Origin of the sequence: Blautia sp. HCP3S3_G3 (assembly GCF_052063365.1) — a bacterium.
Classification (GTDB): Bacteria; Bacillota; Clostridia; order Lachnospirales; family Lachnospiraceae; genus Blautia_A.
The window spans coordinates 12717-35017 of the sequence record NZ_JBQHXR010000027.1; the positions used below are offsets into that span (position 1 = coordinate 12717).

Sequence of the window (22301 nt, forward strand, 5' to 3'; positions counted from 1 at the left end):
ACAGATCATGAAGTACGATTTTACATCAATCATAGACCGCCGCGGAAAAGATGCCATTGCGATTGACAGACTTGGCGGAGGCGGGATGGCGCCGGACATCCCGAAAGAAGGCTTTGACGCAATCCCCATGTGGGTGGCGGACATGAATTTCCCTACGGTGCCTACGATTCAGGAGAGTATCATAGAACGTGTGAAGCATCCGATGTATGGATATTTTGACCCGACGGATGAATATTATGCTTCCATCATTCGCTGGCAGACAAAGAGAAACGGCGTAACAGGACTTACGAAAGAATGTATCGGATACGAAAACGGTGTCCTCGGAGGCGTGATATCTGCCCTGATGGCTTTTGCATCGCCGGGAGATGCAGTGCTTCTTCACAGCCCGACCTATATTGGCTTTACCGGAAGTATTACCGGCAGGGGCTTTAAAATTGTCCATAGCCCGCTGAAACAGGATGAAAACGGGGTATGGCGGATGGATTTTGAAGATATGGATGCAAAAATAAAGGCAAACCATATCCATGCGGCTGTTTTCTGCAGTCCTCATAACCCGTGCGGCCGTGTATGGGAACGCTGGGAAATTGAAAAAGCTATGGAAGTGTACAGAGCCAATGAATGCGTGGTGATTTCGGATGAAATCTGGTCTGACATTATTCTGGAAGGGAATCATCACACTCCGACACAGTCCGTCAGTGAAGATGCAAGGAACCGTACCATTGCGCTTTATGCACCCAGCAAGACCTTTAATCTGGCAGGACTGATCGGCAGTTATCATATCATTTACAATCCGTATCTCCGTGACCGGGTGCGGGCTCAGTCAGAAAAATGCCACTACAATTCCATGAATGTACTTTCCATGCATGCTCTGATCGGTGCGTACAAACCGGAAGGCTATGAGTGGGTGGACGAGCTCTGTCAGGTATTGACGGGGAATATTAACTTTGCCTGTGATTATATTGCGGAGCATTTTGAAGGGGTGAAAGTAAGCCGGCCTCAGGGAACCTATATGCTGTTTCTGGACTGCTCCGAATGGTGTGAAGCGCATGGCAGAACCATCGATGAGGTGCAGAAAGCCGGATGGGATGCAGGGGTTGCATGGCAGGACGGCAGACCGTTCCATGGACCGTGTGCGATACGCATGAATCTTGCATTGCCGTTTTCACGGGTGAAAGAAGCGTTTGAACGTCTGGATAAATATGTATTCTGACAGATCACAATGAGCGGATTTTCCGGATGGAGGAAAGTCAGTATACTGGCGCCAGAGGGAGGCAGTGTCAAGTAATCTATGAAATACTGAGCCGGAAAAAACAGGATCAGAGAGAACGGAAGGAGGACGTATGAAAAATATTTTTGTATCAAGTACATTTCGGGATTTCCAGTATGAACGGGATTGTCTGCGGAACCAGGTGATTCCTGCCCTGAATGAAACGGCGCGGAAGTATGGGGAGTCTGTGGATTTTTGTGATCTGAGATGGGGCGTGGATACTACGGAGGAATACGAAAAAGCGGCCGAAAAAGTAATTTCGGTATGTCTGGATGAGATTGACCGTTCCCGTCCCTACATGCTGATCCTTTTGGGTGAACGATATGGTTTTGTGCCGGATCCGTCTGTTATTTCCCGCGAGGCCCGGAAGCGGAAACTGGAACTGGAAGAAATGGAAATCAGTGTGACACAGCTGGAAATCGAGTATGGTATTATGAATGATTCGAATACCTGTCGGCATACACTGATTTATTTTCGTGAGATCCGGGAAGTGCCCGGAAAGAAGCCTGACAGGGAATATCTTCCGGAAAATGAAGATTACCGGAGAAAGATGTCAGCTCTGAAAGAACGGCTGCTTCACCTTGGCGGAGCAGAAGTCCGCTTTTACCGTGTGGATTCGGACAAACTGGATGATCTTGATGAATTTGCCGGTATGGTTCAGCGGGATTTTCTTGATCTTCTGGAAGATGAGTGGAAAAGGATTTCTCTCATGAATGTGTTCGAAAAAGACAGTTATGCACAGTGGAGATTTCTGGAAGAAAAGGCGAAATATTTTTCTGCGGGAAGAGGATTTGCCGATCAGGTGATCGCGTGTCTGGAGGATGAAAAAGAGACGGATCCGGTAATGCTGACAGGAGAATCCGGAAGCGGAAAAACCACCTGCTTCAGCTATATCTGTTCTGAAATGAAAGAACGAAAATGGGATGTAATTCCTATGTTATGCGGGAACACTTCCCTGTCTGTAAGCCGGGAGGGACTCCTGAAATCTGTCGTCTGGCAGATGGAAAAACTGTTGGGAGAACCTCATTTGACAGAGGATCAGACCGAAGGAAAAGAACATACCGGAGAAGGCACGGAGGAAAACAATCCGGACAGATACAGAAGGATGTTTATGCAGCGCCGTATAAAAAAACGGCTTTCAGAGCTCTGCACCATTTATGAAAAAACAGACAGGCATCTTCTGATTGCTTTTGATGGTCCTGATCAGTTATCGGATATGGAAAACCTGGAGGACTCCGGTCTGTTTCCGGATGAGAGCTATAGAAATGTCAGATGGCTGGTGACCGGTCCGGATACATTAAAAAAACCGGTATCTGTTCATGTGCTCTCCATGCCGGTTTTTGAGGATGAAGACAAAAATGCCGTGATTGAGGAAATTCTTGCCGGAAAAGGCAAGCAGCTTTCTTCTGTTGTGAAGACGGCAGTACTGGAAAAAAAGTCAGCCTCTAATCCCCTTTACCTTTATCTTCTCATCAATCGTATGTGTCTGATGAATGCCGGGGATTTTTCTTTTATTGGCAGACAGGGCGGCTCTATTGATGCGATCAATCAAAGGCAGCTGGAACTGGTGGGCGGTTACTCGGATAATCTGCCGGAAATGTCCCGGGAACTTCTGTTTACGGTTGCGGAAATGCTGGATTCGAAAATGCCGGGCTCAAAGATGATAGAACGATGTCTGCAATATACGGGAATCTCCAGATACGGACTGCGTCTGGCGGATCTGGAGGTTTTGCTGAAAGAGGATGGAGATCGTTTTGTACCTGTCAGATTTTTACAGATGGTGCATTTTATCAGTGAACTGTTTTTGCTGAGGAATGACGGAAGATACGATTTTATGCATCGTTCTCTTCGGGAAGGGATCTGCGGGGGGATTTCGGATAAAAAAGAAATACATCGCAGACTGGCATGCTATTTTCTTTTGCTGCCGGAACAGGATCCCATACGGCAGCAGGAAGTTCTGTATCATATGATCTGTGCCGGAATGACCCGAGAGGCTATGAATTATGCAGCCGGGATCGGGGAAAATACTGTGCAGGCCGGATACGCTGCGGAGACGATTTACTGTCAGTGCATGAAGGACCATGGGGCATGGATGCTGAGTACGATGAATTCAGCTGGAAATGATCTGCAGAGTCTGGAGGATTTGTGCGGTTTCTGGAGTTTTCTGGAATGTGAGGTGTCAAAGCGTTTCAGGGATAACAGGGATGCGATGGAAATATGGCAGTCTGTTTTGGAAGAGGCGCTTCCTCTTCTGGAAAAGCTGGCAGAAGAACGGACGAAAAAGCCGGCAGAAGAACGGACGGAAAAACTGGCAGAAAGACCGGAGGAAAAAGAAAATTATGTAAATGGTTATTTATACCGGATTCTTTATCTTGCTTATGAACAGATGGGAAAAAACCTGGAACTGATAGAGAATGCGGAGAATTTTGGCCGGGCATATGAGTATTACAGGAAAGAAATCAGTATATGTGAGGCCCTTGCAGACCGGTATAAAAGCGCTCACCATTATTCGGAACTTGCGGTAGCTTATGATAATATGGGTTCCTTTCTGAATAGTATGGGAGATGATAATAACCGGGAAGATTCCCTGGAATTTCTGGAAAAGGCGGCTGCGATCAACAGGGAAATTGTACGGCAGGTTCCTGATGAAATCTATATCAGAAATCTTGCTCTGGCATGCGGGAAAATTGCAAGGATTCATCTTGAAAGGCGAAGAACTCAGGACATCGAACAGGCGATAAAGCTTCTCGGAGAAGCGGAAATGCTGATGAGAAGTCTGGTGGAAAAAAATCCGTCTCCGGAGAATCGTTTTGAACTGGCAGCAGCTCTTGGAGATCTGGGTGGTGTATACAGGATTTCGGGCGGAAGAAAAAACATAGAGACAGGAATCCGTCTTTATGAAGAAGCATTGCAGATGAATCAGGAGCTTTATACGGATCTTCATTCGGTCAGAAGTCTTGGGAATTTAGTGAATGTATATCTGGCGCTGGGAGAAACCTTTGAGAAAATGGAAGAACGGGTATATGACCAGTACGCGTTATCCTGCTATAAAAAAGCACTTGCTTATGCAGAAAAATCCGCACAGAGCAGCCGTCTGTCGAATGGTGTGAGAAAACAGATCAGTGTCTGTAATGCTGCGGCAGAACTCCTGGTAAAAACGGGAGAAGAAGAAAATATGAATCAGGCGCTTCAGTATCTGATGTATGCAGGTGAGCTGGCAGCGGAGCTTTATGAAAAAACAGGAACTTACATAAACAAAATTCTTGTCGGGGATGTTCTGTGCCGTACGGCAAAGGTATATGAGCTTCTTGGCACAAGGGAGAATCTGGAAGCAGCCCTGGAATTGTATCAGTTGGGCAGGGAAGTTTATGAAGAACTGGACAGTTCAGAATTTACATCGGAAGCGGTAAGTGAGAAGCTGTCCTCCGCTTTTTCCGGAATCGGGCATGTTTATAAGTGTATGGGCGGCGTGCTTAATTTCCGGAAGGCGAGACCGTATTATGAAAAATCCATGGAGATTACCGGGAAAATCATGGAAAAATACGGAGAGGCGGCAGAACGGAAACGCAATATAGAAGTGGGAAATCATGAGATCGGTGAGATGTATCTTCAGACCGGAGACTGGGAGAAGGGGATGGAATATCTGCAGAAGGGACTGCAGATTGCAGAGCAGCTGAAGGAAAAGAACGATTCTGTGGAACATCTGTGGGATCTTTCCTATAGTCTTCGTCTGAATGGCCAGGGATATCTGGCAGGAAATCAAACAGAAGAAGCACTGGAATGTTACCGGAAGGCTCTGGAAATTCGCAGGCTGATTTGTGAAAAACGGGATACTCCCGGAAATCAGAAATCGCTGATGATCAGCTATCAGGACGTGGCAGAGGCATATCTTTATTCCGGGAATAAAAGCAATTGGTACAAAGCCGGAGCGTATATGAAAAAAGCCTGTGAGATTGCGGAAAAACTGGAAAAAATCTGTGATACTCTGGAAGTGCAGAGAAATATTGCTGAAGCGTATGTGAATGCAGGAGATTATTTTTCTCAGGCAGAAGAGAGCGAAGAACTCCAGGAAGCACTGGAGTATTATATCCGTGGAATTCGTATTTTTGAGAAAATTATGCCGGAGATTCAGACTTATCGGGTATCGGTGGAATGCATTTCTGCTTACGGAAAAACAGCGCATCTTTATATGAAAATGGGGGATGATGCAAAGACAGAAGCATATTTTGCCCGTGCATTGGATGCGGCGGAACAGTTTTTGAAGTGTGATGCGCAGCCGGAATATAAACTGATGATCCCGGATATTTACATGGATATTGCTGAGTATTATGAAGGATTTGAAGATGCCAGGAAGCTGGAAAAATGTGAACGGATGTACAAAAAGTGCATAGAAATTTATGAGGAAGTACTGGCTGTTTCAGAGGATGATTCTGTGTACGGAAATCTGGCTTCCATTTATTTCAGTGCAGGAGAACTGTACAGCCGTATGGAACAGCCGGAGAAGGCCCTGCCCTGTTATGAGAAGAATGTGGAAATAACACAAAAACTTTCCGAAGATAACAGGACACAGCAGAGAATCATCTGTTCTTATACAAGCTGCGGCAGAATGGGATACATTTACGCGCAGAAGGAAGAATTCCGGAAAGCGCTTGGATATTTTGCGCGGGCAATAAAAGCGGAAACAGATGCCATCATGAATCTGAAAGACGAGTCGTCTGCGATGGAGATTCTTGTGGATCTTCAGAGGGATGCTGCTTATATGGCTGTTTTGTGTATCATGTGCGGGGAATATGACCAGGCAATGAAAAATTATGACCTTGCGATTCAGGTTCTGATGAGACTTGCAGAAGCAGTGCCGGTGGAATTTGAAATGGAATTGGCAGGAATGTGCAAACGCCAGGCGGAATTGATGATGGAATGTGGAAAAGAAGAGAGAGAAGTCCGGAAGTATATTGCAGCGGCAATGAATATTTTCCAGAGATATCCGGGATACAGTAAAGAACTGGCAGATTTGGCAGAGATGCTGGCGTACAGACAGAGCAAAGAATTGTCTGGTGAGCGTGCCGCAGAGAAAAAGCGAATCGATCTTTATGAATTTGCAGACGCAGTATTGTCAGAAGGCCGGGAGGAACAGGCTCTGGAATTATATCAAAGATATGCACAATTGGTGAAGGATGTTCCTGTCAGTGATCTTTCTGCAAAAGAGAAAATATACCGGTACAATTGTTACAGCCAGATGGGATTCATTTATATTCAGAGAAAAACAAGGGCGGATTATGAGCGGGCGATCCATGTTCTGGATGAGGCGGTGCGCCTGGAAAAAGAAACGCTGAAAATCCCGGAAATGGATAACAGAAAAGAAGAAATCATGAGCGATCTGAAGGATGACTGCAATTGTCTGATACAGCTCAGGGAAGGACTTCAGAAGTTTGACGATGTGGAACGGGATTACAGGACAGCAGCGGAGACACTGCAGAGACTGGCAGAAGAAGCGCCGGACAGATATCTGAAAGAATATGTGCAGATGAGCATGAAATATGCGGTTTATCTCCTTGGCCATCAGGGAAATGTGGAAAAAGGGATGGAAATACTTGCGGAATGTGGAGAACTTGTGCAGAAATATCCCGGTCTGGAGGAAGAGGCGGAAGCATTGGTACGGATGCTTGCACCTTTTATGGGAGAATAACGGGGAAATAATTGGATTTGAGAAACATATCCATCTTGATTATGAGAAAAAGCACGCGATTATATTGCGTGCTTTTTATTTGCGTGATATAATGAAAACAGCAAAGTTAATTTTGGTGGTTTTGTGATGTTTGAGTAAGAAGATACACTTTGGCATGACAGGAAATACTGTGTATTTTCCTGCTGCATGAAAAGCGAATATGATACAAAGAACGGCAGGGAGACAGGAGAGAGAGTATGGCAGTAACGATTCAGCAGATTGCAGAAAAAGCAGGCGTATCCAGAGGCACGGTAGACAGAGCTTTGAATAATCGCGGACGCATTGATCCGGAAGTTGCCAGGAAGGTCCTTCAGATTGCAGAGGAAATGGGATATGTGCACAAAGAGCGGAAAAAGCATACAGCGAAGAAAAAAACGATTCGAATCGGAGTAGTGACGCAGCTGGCGAAGGCTTCTTTTATGCTGGAGATCAACAGAGGAATCCGTCAGGCAGCGGAGGAATTGAAAGACTGGGGAGTGGAGATCCTCCTGAGAGAAAGCTTTTCCGTGGATGAAGAGGAACAGGTGCGTGCGATTGAAGAACTGGCAGAGGAAGGAATTCAGGGCCTGGCTCTGATGCCCCTGGAATGTGAGCGGGTCCGTGAAAAAATCAACTGGCTGATAGAAGAGAAAAAAATCCCTGTGGTGACTTTCAATTCAGATATTGTGGGAACCAGGCGCTCCTGCTTTGTTGGGATGGATAACAGAAAGAGCGGACAGACAGCGGCGGGGCTGATGGGGCTGATGACCGGAGGAAGCGGGAAAATTCTGATCATTACCGGATATTTCAGCAATGTGGTCAACAATGCGCGTGTAGATGGTTTTGTGGAAGAAGTGAAGAAGTCGTATCCGGGGCTGGAGATTGCCGGTGTGCAGGGAAGCTTTGATGAGGCCGAAGAGGTGGAGCGTATTATTACCAACAGCATGTGGAATATTTCGGGTATCAGCGGTATTTTTGTAGTATCCGGAGGACAGGCGGGTGTAAAAAAAGCATTTGACAGTCTGAAACTGGAAAATCGTCCTTATGTGATTGTCTACGACCAGACGCCAAGAAACGAGAAGGCTGTACAGGAAAATCTGGTGGATTTTCTTATAGACCAGAATGGATTTTATCAGGGATACCGGCCATTGTACATTCTGGCAAATATCCTGCTGAAGGATATGCCGCCGGAAGAAGAATTCCAGTTTACGGAAATTAAGATTAAGACGAAATACAATCTTTAGAGAGTGCCCAGAAATTCATTCATGCCATCTGTAATCTACTCTTTGCAGAAAAATAGAATCTGCAGGAAATGGAAGCTGCAGAAGAATGAAATCTGTAGGAAATGTGATTTGCAGAAAAATAGAATCTGTATGGCTGTGGAAGAATGCAGCAAAGAATGATTCGATTAAAGTCACAAAAACAAATGGAAAAAACTGTGCATTTCGTGGAAAAACGCATAATCGAAGGAAAATAATTGCACGCGGGAAAAACGCGTGCTATTATTATGATATAAAATAGGAAATAAAAAGCACGCAAAACATACAAAGCACGCGACATACGGGAAGGAGACCAAAATGTTCAATAAAGAGAAAGTAAAATTAGGAATTGCCCCTATCGCCTGGACGAATGACGATCTGCCGGATCTGGGAAAAGAGAATACATTTGAGCAGTGTGTCAGTGAGATGGCGCTCGCCGGATTTACCGGTTCCGAGGTTGGCAACAAATACCCGAAAGATCCGGAAGTACTGAAAAAGGCACTGGAGCTTCGCGGAATGGAAATATGCAATCAGTGGTTTTCCTCATTCCTGATCACAAAGCCTTTTGAAGAAGTGGAAAAAGATTTCCGTGCACAGCTTGCATTTCTGAAAGCCATGGGTGCAAAAGTCATCGGAGCTTCCGAACAGAGCCACAGTGTTCAGGGAATGCAGGATACTCCGATCTTCGGACACAAATATGTGATGAATGACGAAGAATGGAAGGCTTTCTGTGATGGCATGAACCGTCTTGGAAAGATTGCAAAAGAAGAATATGGAATTTCGCTTACTTTCCATCATCATATGGGAACCGTGGTACAGAATGCAGATGAGGTTGAGCGGATGATGGAGAATACGGATCCGGAATATGTGAGCCTTCTGTTTGATACCGGACATTTTGCATACTGTGGTGTGGACCCGCTGGAAATGGTAACAAAATATGTGAACAGAATCAAACATGTGCATCTGAAGGATATCCGTCCGGAAGTAGTGGACAAAGTAAAAAAAGAAAATCTGAGCTTCCTGGAAGGCGTTAGAATGGGAACCTTTACTGTTCCTGGAGATGGTTGTATTGACTTTGATCCGATTTTCAAAGTGCTGGAAGACAACCATTACGAAGGTTATATGCTGGTAGAAGCAGAGCAGGATCCGGCAAAGGCCAACCCGTTGGAATATGCAAAAAAAGCAAGAGCCTTTATCGCAGAAAAGACCGGATTATAATTGTAAACGGAGAATATGCGTATAAGCAGTGAGAAAGAAAAAACAGTACAGAAAAATTTAAACAGTATAGAAAAAAGGAGATATAAACAATGGTTAATGTAGGAATTATCGGGGCAGGAAGAATTGGAAAAGTACATGTAGAGAGTATCTGCACACAGGTACCAAATGCAAAAGTAAAGATGCTGGCAGATCCTTTTATGACAGATGCAACAGCGGAATGGGCTAAGAATATGGGAGTGGAAGCTGTCACAAAGGATTATAAGGAAATCCTGGCAGACCCGGATATCGATGCAGTACTGATCTGCTCCTCCACAGATACCCATTCTCCGATTTCCGTAGAGGCAATCAAAGCTGGAAAACATGTTTTCTGCGAAAAACCGATTGACCATGATGTGAAGAAAATTCAGGATGTCATTGATGCTCTGAAAGACAGCAATGTGAAATATCAGGTTGGATTTAACCGCAGATTTGACCATAACTTTGAAGCAGTTCAGCAGGCAGTGGTAGCAGGAAAAGTGGGAGATATTCATGTGATCAAAGTGACTTCCAGAGACCCGGAACCGCCATGTGCAGAATATGTAAAAGTATCCGGAGGCATGTTCCTGGATATGACCATTCATGATTTTGATTTGGTTCGTTTCCTTGCAGGCTGCAATGCAGAGGAAGTATATGTAGAGGCTGCAGTTCTGGTAGATCCTGCTATCGGTGAAGCAGGTGATGTGGATACAGCAGTCATCACTCTGAAGATGGAAAACGGTGCTATTGCAGTCATCGATAACTCCAGAAAAGCAGTTTACGGATATGATCAGAGAGCAGAAGTATTTGGTTCCAAAGGCATGGTTGCCACAGGAAATGACTCTGCTTCCATGGCAGTGATCAGCAATGAAAATGGCGTAACAGGAGAGAAACCGCTCTACTTCTTCCTGGAACGTTATATGGCTGCTTACGCAAAAGAAGTAAAATGCTTTATCAAAGCAATCGAAGAAGATACAGATACTCCGCTGGGTGTTATGGACGGACTTCAGCCGGTACTGATGGGATTGGCTGCAAAGAAATCTCTGGAAGAACATCGTCCGGTAAAAATTTCTGAGATTACAATGTAAATCTGCCCGAAGGGCTTTTTACGTCACAGAAAGATATTGAGCACTTTCCTGTGACATAAAAAATCAGACAGCCCGTGACTGCCGCAGGCAGTTTACGGGCTGTAAAAAAATGAAGATAAATGAGACTGGAAGAACTGTGAAAGAAAAGAAAAAAGCTTTGCAGCATTGTGGCAGACTACGCAGAAAATGGAGGAAGAGCCATGAAATATATTGATTTTGATGAATCACGAAAGCTGGATCTGGTGCTTCTCGGAAGAGTGGCGATTGATTTTAATCCGGCCTACAGTGATGTGGTAAAAGAAGAATTCAAACCTCTGAAAAAGGTACATTATTTTGAAAAATATGTGGGCGGTTCCCCGGCAAACATTGCAGTGGGTGTCACGCATCACGGCATGAAAGCCGGCTTTATCGGCAAGGTTTCCGATGACCAGTTTGGCGAATTTGTTGTGGATTATTTTAATGAGCAGGGAATTGATACTTCCTGTATTACCAAATGTACGAACGGGGAAAAACTGGGCCTTACTTTTACGGAAATGCTGTCTCCGAAGGAGAGCAGTATCCTGATGTACCGGAATCGTATTGCGGATCTGCAGCTTCATGTGGATGATATTAAGGAAGAGTATATTAAGAGTGCCAAAGCCCTTCTGATCTCCGGAACTTCCCTGGCAGAAAGCCCATCCCGGGAGGCTGCCATCAAGGCTATGATGCTGGCAAAGAGAAACAATACAAAGATTATTTTTGACATTGATTACCGGGAATATAACTGGAAAAACAGTGATGAAATTTCTATTTATTATAGCATTATCGCGAAAGAAGCAGACATTATCATGGGTTCCCGAGAAGAATTTGACCTGACAGAAAAGCTGATCTGTCCGGGAATGACAGATGAAGAAAGCGCAGCATACTGGCAGGGATGCAATGCAAAAATCGTTGTGATCAAGCATGGCATGCAGGGCTCCACAGCCTATACCTGTGATGGACAGAAATTCAGCATCAAACCGTTCCCGGTGGAAGCGAGAAAAGGCTTTGGAGGCGGAGACGGATATGGTTCCGGTTTCCTTTATGGTCTGTATCAGGGCTGGGAAATCATCGACTGTCTGGAATTTGGTTCTGCAGAAGCTTCCATGATGGTACGCAGCAATAACTGCTCCGATTCCCTTCCGGGCCCGGAAGAAGTACATGCTTTTATTCGTGAAGAAAAAGAAAAATATGGCGAAATGATTGCAAGAGTATAGAGAATGCAGTGAGATGATTGAGAGAGTATAGAGAATGCGGAGAAATGACCGCGAGAGTATAGAGAATATGAAGGAGGAGAACAGAAATGGCGAAGACAATTCGAATGACAACTGCACAGGCGATTGTGAAGTTTCTGGATAATCAGTATGTTTCCATGGATGGTGTGGAAACAAAGTTTGTAGAAGGATTTTTTACGATTTTTGGTCACGGAATTGCGGTAGGTCTCGGGGAAGCACTGGATTCCAATCCGGGCGGTCTCAGGGTTCTTCAGGGAAGAAACGAGCAGGGAATGTGCCACACTGCAATCGCTTTTGCGAAGCAGAACAGACGCAGGAAAATTATCGCATGTGCATCATCCATTGGCCCTGGTGCCGCGAATATGGTAACCGCATGTGCGACCGCAACAGTAAACAATATTCCGCTTCTTGTTTTTCCGGCAGATACGTTTGCATCCCGTCAGCCGGATCCGGTTCTTCAGCAGCTGGAGCAGAGCAGCAGCCTTGCAGTAACGACAAATGATGCGTTCCGTCCGGTCTGCAAATACTGGGATCGAATTACAAGACCTGAGATGATTATGACTGCGCTGATTAATGCCATGCGTGTACTGACAGATCCGGCTGAAACAGGTGCGTGCTGTATCGGACTCTGCCAGGATGTAGAGGGGGAATCCTTTGATTTCCCGGAATATTTCTTCAAAAAACGGGTACACAGAATCACAAGACCGGCCGCAGTGGAAGAGGAACTGGAGGACATTGCAGAAGTAATTTCAGAGGCAAAGAAACCGCTGCTGATCGTAGGAGGCGGTGTCGGATATTCTGAGGCAGGTGAGACTGTTGAGAACTTCTGTGAAGAATTCGGCATTCCGTTCGGCGAGTCCCAGGCAGGAAAAAGTGCATGTAAATCCAGTCATCCGTACTGCCTTGGAGGTATTGGTGTAACAGGAACTTATGCATCCAATATTCTTGCAAAAGATGCAGATGTGATTATTGCAGTAGGATCGAGACTGTCTGATTTTACTACCAGTTCCAAGTGGCTTTTTAAGAATGAAAATGTGAAATTTGTTACCATTAATAACTGCAGATTCCACGCATACAAGATGGATGCAGTAAAGGCTGTGGGTGATGCAAAAGCAACAGTGGAAGCGCTGGCAGTGAAGCTTCGCGAGAGAGGATACCATTCTGCATATACAACTGAAATCAAAGAAGCAAAGAAAATCTGGGATGTAGAAATGGTTCGTCTGGCAGGGATTACTTATACCGGAGATGATTTTGAGCCGATGATCAAAGCGAGAGATCCGAGAACGATTCCGGAGTTTGTAAAACTGACAGATGGAAAAATTACACAGACAGCAGCACTGGCTGCAATCCGTCGAGTGATTGATGAAGATGCGACAATTATTACAGCCGGAGGTTCTCTTCCAAGCTGTATGCAGCGTATGTGGACTACGGACAAGCGTGGCGGATATCATGCTGAATATGGATATTCCTGTATGGGATATGAAGTGGCAGCTACGCTTGGCGTAAAATTTGCGGAGCCGGATAATGAGGTTTATTGTGTAGTGGGAGATTCCAGTTTCCAGATGCTTCACAGTGAGATTATGACTATCATGCAGGAACGCCAGAAAGTGAATATTCTGATCTTTGATAACTGCGGTTTTGGATGTATCAACAACCTGGAAATGAATCATGGAATCGGAAGTCTTGCAACGGAGTTCCGTTATACAGACGGCAAAAAACCATGCGGAGATCTGATTCCTGTGGACTATGCAAAAATCGGCGAAGGATATGGTCTGAAAACCTATACCTGCAGAACGATTCCGGAACTGGAAGCGGCGCTTGAAGATGCCAAGAAACAGGAAATCGCATGTTTATTTGACCTGAAAGTTCTGCCGAAAACCATGACAGACGGATATGAATCCTGGTGGAATGTAGGCATTGCTACAACGTCTGAAAAAGAGTCTGTAAAAGCAGCCTGTGAGGGTGTTCTGGAAGGACGCGGCGAAGCCAGAGATTATTGATGATCTATAGTAGCAATAAATCAAACGGAAAACAGTGATTGTTAATGAAGAAGAGGCCGGATGAAACGGCCGCAGGAGATGAAAAAATGGGGAAATTGTTTGGATACCCGGAGTTTGATGCAGACGGGGAAATGATTTTGACAACTTATGAGAATGAATACAGCGAGATGATGATGGACATCCGGGTGTATCGTATGAAAGCCGGTGAAACGAGGAAATTTGGACGTCAGGGAGAGGAAACCGCCATGCTTCTCCTGTCCGGAAAAGTGACGTATCAGTGGCAGGAAGAACAGCAGACTGTCAGCAGAAAAGATGTCTTTACCGAAGGACCCTGGGCACTTCATATCTGTACCGGTAAAGAGGCAGCTGTTACTGCAGAGGAGGATTCTGAAATTCTTATGCAGTGTACCAGAAATGAAAAAACCTTTGCCAGCCGTCTGTACGCACCGGAAGATGCACCGTGGGGATATTCCTGTCTGGGCAAATTCGGTAATGTGGCAAAGCGTCGTGTAAATACGATTTTTGATCATGATATTTGTCCGGAATCCAATATGGTTCTGGGAGAGGTGCTGAATGACAGGGGAAACTGGTCCGGATATCTGCCGCACAGACATCCGCAGCCGGAAACCTATTTCTTTAAATTTGACCGTCCGGAGGGATTTGGCGCAAGCTTTGTGGGAGATCAGGTGTTCAAGAGTGTCAACAACAGCTTTTCCGCAATTCCTGGCGGAGAACTGCATCCTCAGGTAACCGCACCGGGATTCCAGATGTATACCTGCTGGATGATCCGTCATCTGGACGGCAATCCCTGGCTGCAGACCGACCGCTGCGAAGATGAAAGATATGTGTGGATGCATGATGCACAGTTCTAAGCCTTTTCGATTGAGAGAAACAGGTGTGGATGAAAGATGCACAGTTTTAATCATTTAAGAGTGAAATGTGCAGGAGTGCGATTCAGGAAAAGAGTTGTAGAATATGTGAAATAAAGGAATTCTGCTGTTTGTCTATTTTTAAACATGCTCTGGACTGACAGCGGATGTTCCTGTCTGAAAAGGAGAGAAAACTATGGCCAGAGAATTTATTGTACCAGGACAGATTATTACCGGTTCCGGAGCACTGGATATGGCGGAAGCGTCCATTGGACAGCTTGGAAAAAAGCCAATGATCGTGACGGACAAAGTAATGATTCAGCTTGGAAACTGCGAAAAAGTAGAGAACGCTCTGAAAAACCAGGGTGTAGATTATACGATTTATTCTGAAATTGTTGGAGAGCCTACCGATGTAATGATTGCCAATGGTCTGAAACAGTACAAAGAAGAAGGCTGTGATTTCCTTGTGGCACTGGGAGGCGGAAGCCCGATCGATTCGATGAAAGCCATTGGTTCCCTGGTGGAAAACGGCGGAAGCATTTCAGACTATATGGGCAAAGTAATCGACGTCCCCATGCCGCCGATGGTAGCTATTCCTACAACTGCAGGAACCGGCTCTGAGGCAACACAGTTTACCATTATTACAGATACAGAAAAGGATGTCAAGATGCTTTTGAAGGGCAAAGTTCTGATGCCGGATCTTGCAGTTATTGATCCTCAGTTTACCATGACTGCACCGCCGAAAATTACAGCTGCGACAGGACTGGATGCGCTGTGTCATGCGGTGGAGGCCTATACTTCAAGAAAGGCTCAGACCCTTTCTGATACGTTTGCATTGTCCGCGGTAAAACGTATTTTCCGTTATCTGGCTCCTGCTTTTCATGACGGCAGGAACGAAGAAGCAAGAATTCAGATGTCCGTAGCAGCGCTGGAAGCAGGAATTGCTTTTAACAATGCATCTGTGACTCTGATTCATGGCATGAGCCGCCCGATCGGTGCACTGTTCCATGTAGCTCATGGTCTGTCAAATGCCATGCTTCTGAAAGTGTGTCTGACGTATGCACTTCCGGGTGCATATGACCGTTTTGCAGAGCTTGGAAGAGCTGTGGGAGCTGCATCAGCAGAAGATTCTGACCAGAAAGCCAGTGAAAAATTCCTTGCAGCAACCATCGCTCTTGTAGAAGAACTGGAGACTCCGACGCTGGAACAGTACGGTATTGACAGAGATACCTTCTTCGGTGTGATCGAAAAAATGGCACACGATGCCATGGAAAGCGGTAGCCCGCAGAATACAAAACGTGAAATCACACAGGCGGATGTGGAGAAGATGTATAAAGAATTGTGGTGATTGCGGCAGAAGTAGCACTGGAGCATGTTTGAAAATTGCTTTTTGACAGATGTGTGCGTTACATTTTATGAGAGATTTATTCCAATTGAGTTTGGATAATGAAAATTTTAAACAGATTGTTTTATATGGCAGGTAATCTATAGGTTATCTGCCATCTGCATTTTATGCAGATTTTACATATATTTTGCAACTCATTGTTGCCACCATAATTTGCTTGTGTCAAAAAAATAGATTGTTATAATTATTATACACAGAGACGGGGGTTATTGCTTACTTTATCACACGATATTATAAGAAGATTAGTATAAACATTCGAATTGTTGTAAATTTACTATTGACATTTGCATAATACTAAATTTATCAAGCAAAAAGTTTGACAGTGGGAAGAAATGAAGTTAAGGTTTTTATATAAAAAATGGGTGTGTGAAAACACAGAATAAGAAAACGGGCGGATATTTATGGAAGGTAAAATGAAAGTCTGTGTACTGACAGGCAAGCAGAAACTGGAATGGACGGAACGGGATATTCCGCAGCCGGGCAAGGGAGAACTTCAGATTAAACTGGAATATGTAGGTGTGTGCGGTTCGGATCTTCATTTTTATCAGGAAGGGCAGCTTGCCAACTGGACACTGAACGGACCGCTGGCACTGGGGCATGAACCGGGTGGAGTGGTAACTGCTATTGGAGAAGGGGTAGAAGGATTTGAAATCGGTGACAAAGTGTCCATCGAGCCTGCTGTGCCATGCGGACAGTGCGAAGACTGCCGCAAAGGTCACTACAATTTGTGCAGAAACATTAAGATGCTCGCAATCCCGGGGGAAAGAGACGGCGTAAATGCGGAATACTGTGTACATAATGCAAATATGTGCTATAAACTTCCGGAGAATATGACGACTCTTCAGGGCGCCATGATTGAGCCTCTTGCAGTGGGAATGCATGGAACAGAGCTTTCCAATGCAAAAGTCGGAGAAACAGCCATCGTTCTGGGAAGCGGATGTATCGGTCTTTGTACAGTAATGAGTCTGAAAGCCCGCGGTGTCCGTGAGATTTATGTAACCGATGTGATGGATAAACGTCTGGAAAAGGCTCTGGAAGTCGGTGCGACAAGAGTGTTTAACAGCAAACGCGAGAGTATCGAAGAATTTGCAAAGACACTTCCGGGAGGCGGTGCAGATCAGGTTTATGAATGTGCAGGCAACCGTGTGACAACTCTTCAGACCTGCCGTCTGATCAAGCGTGCCGGCAAAGTGACCCTTGTAGGGGTTTCGCCGGAACCGGTACTGGAACTGGATATTGCCACATTGAATGCCATGGAAGGAACCATCTATTCCGTATACCGCTACAGAAATCTGTGGCCAAAAGCTATCGCAGCAGTTTCATCCGGACTGATCCCGGTAGAGAAAATTGTATCTCATGAGTTTGATTTTAAAGACTGCATCGAAGCAATCGATTACAGCCTGAATCATAAAGATGAAGTTATCAAGGCAGTGGTGAAATTCTGAAGAAATGAAAATATCAGCAGTGGTGTTATGAATGAAGTAATGACAGTGGTGTTATGAATGAAGTAACGACAGTGGCGTTGTGAATGAAGAAGCAGCGGGAATGCTGTAAAATAATAAAAGGTATATACAGGCATGTATAGAAGAAGCCTCACAGGAATCACCTTAGAGTATATAAAGTGAAGATTCCTGTGAGGCTGTTTTTAACTGATATGGATGATGGATATCTGTTCAGCAGACCCAGGCCGGTCTGCTGTCATCAGAACAGACTTTATGATTGGATATCCAGTTTTTCTGCTTCGATCAGCATTTCGTCTGACGCATAATAAGAAATTGCAACACGGTCTCCTTCATTCAGGATCACGGCCAGTGGATAATCTTTGGCGCTTACAGTGTAATAAACATCACCTTTTTCCAGGCGAAGATAATAGATGGTATTTCCATCGATATCTGCGCAGCGAATCTCATCGATCTTTCCGGAAACTTCCAGAAGCTCTGCGTCCGGGTCGGCTTTCAGTTCTTCTTCATCCGGGAGAATCTGGTTTTCCACAAGAAGAGCGTGATATTTCTGCTGGCAGTCGGAGACGCTGCTGCCGGTTGCAACGATCTGATACTGCTGGACATTGACCATGGCGTACATCTTTACAAGTCCGGCGGCATCTTTCAGGGCCATAAAGTAAGTAGGCTGGTCGGAAATATTGAGCAGCAGAGGGAATGTAGCGCGGTAGCTGAACTGCTGTACCGCTCCTTCCGCGGAGGATGCGGCGGAGTATTCCTCGGCACCGGCGCAGGAATAATAGCGGGCTTCCTTTGTACGCTGATTTACCAGAATAAAACCGATATTTCCTCTGTCGCCTGTAACGGAAGTAATGCCGGTATACAGCCATACATCGTCATCCTGTGCGATGAAATTAAAGCCGTCGGTCGTTTCCGTACAGTCTTTCTGTCCGAAAATCGAGTTCAGGAATCCATTATGATACACACCGTAATAATCGTACTGTTCAATGATCATAGAGGATGAATAAACCCTGTCTACCCAGGACGGGACATCTTCGATGCTGTAATACTGTGTTTCGCCGGTGACGGCATTGACCAGGACTGCGCCGCTGATGTCAGATCCGTTGAAAAGGCCGATGCGTTTTACCATGACAGAGGCAATCCAGTAAGGAGTTCCTTCATCATCGATTTCGAAATTCACATCGTCAAACATCAGGGTAGGATAGTGGAAACGCAGATGGCGGAGAAGATTCCGGTTAAAATATTCGGATGGGGAATATTTGATTCCTTCATCGAGACGGACAACGTCCACATCCTGTGTACGCATATCAATACGGATATAGGCCGGAATACCATCCTTGCGGTTGTTCCACCATTTGAAGAAATCGCTGTAATTCAGGTAATTGACCCTGACCGGATTTCCCTGATAATTGATCTGCGCGGAGGAGTGATCCACTTCGAACTGGCTGACCAGGTCGCTTAATTCGCCAAGTTTGCGGTTGGCGAGATTGTTGGCGGAATCTTCGTCAAGAAGGGGAATCTGGCTCCAGCCGATCTCTGATACTTCAGAGGCAAAATCACCTGTACTCATGGGCATCAGCCTGGAGTAGGCTTTGGCGCGGAAGACCACCCATCCGACAGCAGTTCCTGCAAGTGCCACGAGAATGGCAAGCACGACGATGATAAAGGGGATTGCCAGTTTTTTGCGGGTGTACCTGACATATTCCATGACAGAATCTGCCCGGAAGCCCTGAAGCAGGATCATCAGCGCGGAAAAGATCACGCACAGAAGAATAATAAAGGTATAGAATCCTTCGTTATGGATATTCAGCGCGGGCAGCTTTACGTAAAAATAAATGCCGCCGATGATCAGGGTAATGAGAAGACTCAGCAGAACTCGTGTCACCGGTCCGCCTTTGGGGGCTCTTGGCTGCCGGGCACCGCGTGTTCTATGCTGCCCGCCCATATGCATCCCGGGACCGTACATTTTAAAATCAAACATGTCCATATGTAAAATTCCTTCCTTTCGCTATTAGGTAATTTTATTATATTGTCTGGCAGAAGGAAAAGCAAATAAAGATTCTGTTAAGAGGGGAATTAATGGGACACATCTGATCGTAAATGCGGTCGTAAAAAAATACGATTGAAAATATGATTGAAAATGTGTATAATCAATAAAGAAGTGACAGAATCATGACAGAAAGGAAACAGTCAATGAAAGAAGGCAAAAGTCTGGAGTGGAAAGAATATGTAACGAATACATTTTTGAAAACGGTGAGTGCATTTGCTAATTATGACGGCGGCCGGATTTTGTTTGGAATCGATGATAACGGAGAGGTAAAAGGCCTGGATGATCCAAAACAGGCATGTCTGGATATTGAAAATAAAATTAATGACAGTATTGTGCCGCAGCCGGATTATACACTTTGTGTGAGGGAGGACGAAAAAACAGTCTGCCTTAAGGTGAAAGCGGGCATAAGTAAACCGTATTTGTATAAATCAAAGGCATATAAGAGAAATGACACGTCAACGATAGAGGTTGATGCGATGGAATTCAAGCGGCTTGTTTTAGAAGGGAAAAATCTGAATTTTGAAGAACTTCCATCTGGTATGCAGCAGCTGACCTTCGAAAATCTGGCAGAAAAAATGGAAAACGTTCTGGGAATTGAAAAGTTTGACATGGATGTCTTGCGAACACTGAATCTGTATTCTGATCGATTCGGTTATAATAATGCTGCTGCTGTTTTTGCGGATAAAAATGTGTTTCCCGGAATAGATATTGCAAAATTCGGTGAGAATGTCAACATTATCCAGAAAAGGGCAACTTATTCTCATATGTCTGTTTTATCTGCCTATGAAAATGCTTTGAATATTTACAGGGATTATTATCAATATGAAAAGATTACCGGTTCTCTCAGAGAAAAAGTAGAACGGATTCCGGAAGCCGCTTTTCGTGAAGCAATTGCCAATGCACTGATTCATCGCCTGTGGGATGTAGAAGCAAATGTAAAGATATCTATGTTTGATGACAGAATAGAAATTGTTTCTCCGGGTGGTCTTCCGACAGGTATCAGTCAGCAGGAATATCTGTCAGGAAAAATATCTGTATTGAGAAATCCGATTATGGCAAATGTCTTTTACAGATTGAAAATCGTGGAAATATTTGGCCCAGGAATTCTGCGAATTTTATATCTTTATGAAAAAAGTATCAGAAAACCGGTTTTTGAAATCAGTGAGAATACTATAAAAGTAATTCTGCCGGTCATTGAAAATACTCCGGATATGACAAAAGATGAAAAAGCGGTATATCAGCTTCTTAGTAAAAACAGGCTGAAATCAATCAGTGAGATTTCGGCATCATCAGATTTTGGAAAAACAAAGGTTACAAGTATCTTAAAGGCGTTAGCAAAAAGAGGAATTGTGACAATTGAGGGAAAAGGAAGGGGAACAAAATATCGTTTATGATAAAGAAAGAAAATTACGTAAGAGGAATGCTGATGATCATTTTGTCAGCTTTTTGCTTTGCCTGTATGAATGTATGCGTGCGGCTGGCGGGCGACGTGCCGTCCGTGCAGAAAAGCTTTTTCCGGAATCTGGTGGCAGCCATATTTGCGGCGGCTGTTCTGTATAAAAACCGCATTTACCCGAAGGTAAAAAAGGAATACTGGGGGCCGCTGGCACTGCGGTGCATTTTTGGAACGATGGGAATCCTGTGTAATTTTTATGCAGTGGATCATCTGCTGGTGGCGGATGCATCGATTCTGAATAAATTGTCCCCGTTTTTTGCCATTATTTTTTCTTTTCTGATTCTGAAAGAAAAGATCAAACCGACGCAGGCGTTCTGTGTTGCTTTGGCATTCGTGGGTTGTCTCTTTATTGTAAAACCGGGATTTCAGAATGCTGCCCTGGTTCCGGCACTGATCGGTGTGTGCGGAGGACTGGGGGCGGGAATTGCTTATACGATGGTCCGTGTACTGGGTACACATGGGGTTAAAGGTCCGGTGATCGTATTTTATTTTTCAGCATTTTCCTGTGCGGCAGTCCTGCCCTGGATACTTATGAATTATGCTCCCATGACATGGGGACAGGTAGGAACGCTGCTGATGGCCGGATTGTTTGCGGCGGGCGGACAGTTTTCCATTACTGCGGCGTACACTTATGCGCCGGCAGGGAAAATTTCGATATTTGATTATTCACAGATTATTTTTGCAACATTGCTTGGCTTTCTTATTTTCAGGGAGATCCCGGATGTTTACAGTTTTATCGGTTATGGACTGATCATTCTGGCATCACTGGGGATGTTCCTGTATAACCGGAGAGCGCAGGCATAGGGATAGAGGCAGACACCGGAAAATTCATGGGATCATTATTTTAAAGGCAGAAAGAGGAGCCGCGTTCTCTTTACAAGAAAATAGAAATTCAGACAGAGTAATTCTGCATAAAAGGAGCTTCTTGTATAATTCAAATATAAGGAATTCCGAGAAAGAAGGTTGAGAAAAAAATACCTCAGAGTAAAATAAGATTACTGACTTTGCACGGTTAGTAAAAAATCTTATTGAACAGAGAGGTATCTGAAATGAATTATAACACACAGAACGCAAAAATTGCATCTATTACGGAAAAAACTTTAATCGTTGGTATTGATGTTGGAAGTGAAACTCATTATGCGAGGGCCTTTGACTGGCGGAATTATGAGTACTCAAAAAAGCCGTTTGCTTTCAACAACGATGAAGCCGGGTTTGCTGCATTTAAGGCATGGATGGAAGACATGGCAGACAAACATG

13 protein-coding genes and 1 pseudogene are annotated in these 22301 nt (G+C 44.8%); 13 read left to right on the forward strand and 1 reads right to left on the reverse strand.

Going from position 1 to position 22301, the window contains the following annotated elements; genetic code table 11:
- Nucleotides 1–7 precede the first annotated feature (7 nt).
- From ACTNEW_RS14365 to ACTNEW_RS14410, 10 genes are all read left to right on the forward strand, one after another.
- The gene (locus tag ACTNEW_RS14365) at nucleotides 8–1210 is read left to right on the forward strand and encodes a MalY/PatB family protein (RefSeq protein ID WP_441062228.1); all 1203 of its coding nucleotides are present in this window, start codon (nucleotides 8–10) and stop codon (nucleotides 1208–1210) included.
- A gap of 130 nt (nucleotides 1211–1340) precedes the next feature.
- Entirely contained in the window at nucleotides 1341–6953 is a 5613-nt protein-coding gene (locus tag ACTNEW_RS14370) for a DUF4062 domain-containing protein (protein ID WP_441062230.1), read from the forward strand.
- A 236-nt stretch (nucleotides 6954–7189) separates the two neighbouring features.
- On the forward strand, nucleotides 7190–8215 hold the full coding sequence (locus ACTNEW_RS14375; protein ID WP_441062232.1) for a LacI family DNA-binding transcriptional regulator: 1026 nt from the start codon (nucleotides 7190–7192) through the stop codon (nucleotides 8213–8215).
- 333 nt (nucleotides 8216–8548) lie between these two features.
- Nucleotides 8549–9448, forward strand: coding sequence for a myo-inosose-2 dehydratase (iolE, locus tag ACTNEW_RS14380; protein WP_441062234.1), 900 nt, complete (start codon nucleotides 8549–8551; stop codon nucleotides 9446–9448).
- An 89-nt stretch (nucleotides 9449–9537) separates the two neighbouring features.
- A complete protein-coding gene (iolG, locus tag ACTNEW_RS14385) occupies nucleotides 9538–10551 on the forward strand; it encodes an inositol 2-dehydrogenase (protein ID WP_441062236.1) in 1014 nt (337 codons plus the stop codon).
- 200 nt (nucleotides 10552–10751) lie between these two features.
- On the forward strand, nucleotides 10752–11786 hold the full coding sequence (iolC, locus tag ACTNEW_RS14390) for a 5-dehydro-2-deoxygluconokinase (protein WP_441062237.1): 1035 nt from the start codon (nucleotides 10752–10754) through the stop codon (nucleotides 11784–11786).
- An 86-nt stretch (nucleotides 11787–11872) separates the two neighbouring features.
- The gene (gene iolD / locus ACTNEW_RS14395; protein WP_441062239.1) at nucleotides 11873–13804 is read left to right on the forward strand and encodes a 3D-(3,5/4)-trihydroxycyclohexane-1,2-dione acylhydrolase (decyclizing); all 1932 of its coding nucleotides are present in this window, start codon (nucleotides 11873–11875) and stop codon (nucleotides 13802–13804) included.
- An 86-nt stretch (nucleotides 13805–13890) separates the two neighbouring features.
- Nucleotides 13891–14676 carry a 5-deoxy-glucuronate isomerase gene (locus tag ACTNEW_RS14400; protein ID WP_441062241.1) on the forward strand — a complete coding sequence of 262 codons (786 nt, stop codon included), beginning with the start codon at nucleotides 13891–13893 and terminating at the stop codon, nucleotides 14674–14676.
- A 193-nt stretch (nucleotides 14677–14869) separates the two neighbouring features.
- Nucleotides 14870–16021: an iron-containing alcohol dehydrogenase gene (locus tag ACTNEW_RS14405; protein WP_441062243.1), complete on the forward strand. Its 1152-nt coding sequence runs from the start codon at nucleotides 14870–14872 to the stop codon at nucleotides 16019–16021.
- 458 nt (nucleotides 16022–16479) lie between these two features.
- Nucleotides 16480–17523, forward strand: coding sequence for an NAD(P)-dependent alcohol dehydrogenase (locus ACTNEW_RS14410; RefSeq protein ID WP_441062245.1), 1044 nt, complete (start codon nucleotides 16480–16482; stop codon nucleotides 17521–17523).
- 268 nt (nucleotides 17524–17791) lie between these two features.
- Here ACTNEW_RS14410 and ACTNEW_RS14415 read toward each other — a convergent pair whose 3' ends face one another.
- A complete protein-coding gene (locus ACTNEW_RS14415; protein ID WP_441062247.1) occupies nucleotides 17792–19525 on the reverse strand; it encodes a CvpA family protein in 1734 nt (577 codons plus the stop codon).
- 185 nt (nucleotides 19526–19710) lie between these two features.
- Between ACTNEW_RS14415 and ACTNEW_RS14420 the strand changes: the two genes are divergently transcribed.
- The 3 genes and pseudogenes from ACTNEW_RS14420 to ACTNEW_RS14430 form a co-directional block, all read left to right on the forward strand.
- Entirely contained in the window at nucleotides 19711–20982 is a 1272-nt protein-coding gene (locus tag ACTNEW_RS14420) for an ATP-binding protein (protein ID WP_441062248.1), read from the forward strand.
- Complete coding sequence (locus tag ACTNEW_RS14425) at nucleotides 20982–21848, forward strand: DMT family transporter (RefSeq protein ID WP_441062250.1); 867 nt, start codon at nucleotides 20982–20984, stop codon at nucleotides 21846–21848. Before ACTNEW_RS14420 ends, ACTNEW_RS14425 begins: the two co-directional genes overlap by 1 nt.
- Before the next feature lie 245 nt (nucleotides 21849–22093).
- Nucleotides 22094–22301 (forward strand): annotated as a pseudogene (locus tag ACTNEW_RS14430) (IS110 family transposase); the annotation flags it as partial.

What these genes read in the sequence shown, in the direction of transcription:
- ACTNEW_RS14365 (WP_441062228.1), top strand. Translation starts at nt 8, where the DNA reads ATGAAGTACGATTTTACATCAATCATAGACCGCCGCGGAAAAGATGCC.
- ACTNEW_RS14370 (WP_441062230.1), top strand. Translation starts at nt 1,341, where the DNA reads ATGAAAAATATTTTTGTATCAAGTACATTTCGGGATTTCCAGTATGAA.
- ACTNEW_RS14375 (WP_441062232.1), top strand. Translation starts at nt 7,190, where the DNA reads ATGGCAGTAACGATTCAGCAGATTGCAGAAAAAGCAGGCGTATCCAGA.
- iolE (WP_441062234.1), top strand. Translation starts at nt 8,549, where the DNA reads ATGTTCAATAAAGAGAAAGTAAAATTAGGAATTGCCCCTATCGCCTGG.
- iolG (WP_441062236.1), top strand. Translation starts at nt 9,538, where the DNA reads ATGGTTAATGTAGGAATTATCGGGGCAGGAAGAATTGGAAAAGTACAT.
- iolC (WP_441062237.1), top strand. Translation starts at nt 10,752, where the DNA reads ATGAAATATATTGATTTTGATGAATCACGAAAGCTGGATCTGGTGCTT.
- iolD (WP_441062239.1), top strand. Translation starts at nt 11,873, where the DNA reads ATGGCGAAGACAATTCGAATGACAACTGCACAGGCGATTGTGAAGTTT.
- ACTNEW_RS14400 (WP_441062241.1), top strand. Translation starts at nt 13,891, where the DNA reads ATGGGGAAATTGTTTGGATACCCGGAGTTTGATGCAGACGGGGAAATG.
- ACTNEW_RS14405 (WP_441062243.1), top strand. Translation starts at nt 14,870, where the DNA reads ATGGCCAGAGAATTTATTGTACCAGGACAGATTATTACCGGTTCCGGA.
- ACTNEW_RS14410 (WP_441062245.1), top strand. Translation starts at nt 16,480, where the DNA reads ATGGAAGGTAAAATGAAAGTCTGTGTACTGACAGGCAAGCAGAAACTG.
- ACTNEW_RS14415 (WP_441062247.1), bottom strand. Translation starts at nt 19,525, where the DNA reads ATGGACATGTTTGATTTTAAAATGTACGGTCCCGGGATGCATATGGGC.
- ACTNEW_RS14420 (WP_441062248.1), top strand. Translation starts at nt 19,711, where the DNA reads ATGACAGAAAGGAAACAGTCAATGAAAGAAGGCAAAAGTCTGGAGTGG.